At 37.1% G+C, this 962-nt stretch carries 1 pseudogene; it reads right to left on the bottom strand.

Annotated features, from left to right (window positions below):
• Nucleotides 1-201, bottom strand: a pseudogene (locus B6K90_RS24010) (group II intron reverse transcriptase/maturase); the annotation flags it as partial.
• Between the last annotated feature and the right edge of the window lie 761 nt (nt 202-962).

Consider the following 962-nt stretch of genomic DNA (forward strand, 5'->3'; position numbering starts at 1 on the left):
AATCGTTAATTTATCTGTTCCCGCAGTTTTGCTACCTGTATTTCTTTTAATGTTTCGGTAGGCAAGTCGAATATTATCTTCAGAACACATTAATTCTGTTAAATCATAGAAGTGATGACCACTGACACTTTGGACATAAAGTATGTCAAAACAAGTTTGCATACTGTAATATTCACTGTGTCTCAGTTTCTCCCGTTTCAATAAGTCGGTTGCTCCTTTCGAAGTTAAACCTCTTTTAGTCTCACAAGAACCTTATTAATCGATAAAGAACTGCCTTACATGGTTGAATAAATCTTTATTAGTCTAGTGGCTATCCCTTCATGTGGATTAGACATTTCATTGGTACTGTGCCACCACTTTCACTGATATAAAAACAAGTTATACAGTAACTAATGTCATTAGTGTTTTCCTTGCCAACGCTTCATAGGAAGTAAGCCCTCCACGTTATCAGTTTACAATGTTGAATTATATCTATTATAGAATGAACTTAGGTGCTTCCTGTAAGCCTGTTAGCATTCATACGCCTGTAACGTATCATGGATTTTCATAATAGTTATTCTTACTCATCCACATCTAACCTCACGATTTGGTGATATACACATTTCTATGTATCGCAGGTATAGACCCGTACATTCAGAAGTTCGTCAGCTTAACCTTTTATGGTAGGTTTATTCGCATTCTCACCATATTCATTCAACTCAAGCACCATGAATTACACCACTCCATCGAGTAGGTTTTCGTCAGCCGAACTGGTACGGTAATTTCTCACGCCTTTTCGCCGAGCTTATAACACGATCATTCTTACTAAATCCAGTGCTATTCGACTAAGAGAGAACCCTTCAAGGCGTTACCCAATCATTTGATTCTTCGATATAATCCTTCAATTCCGAAAGGAACTGTCTAGCCTTTACCAGAGTAATGTAACCATTCTCTATTTAAGCTAGAAACATTTCGCACAACTA

Origin of the sequence: Gottfriedia acidiceleris (genome assembly GCF_002128425.1) — a bacterium.
Classification (GTDB): domain Bacteria; phylum Bacillota; class Bacilli; order Bacillales; family Bacillaceae_G; genus Gottfriedia; species Gottfriedia acidiceleris.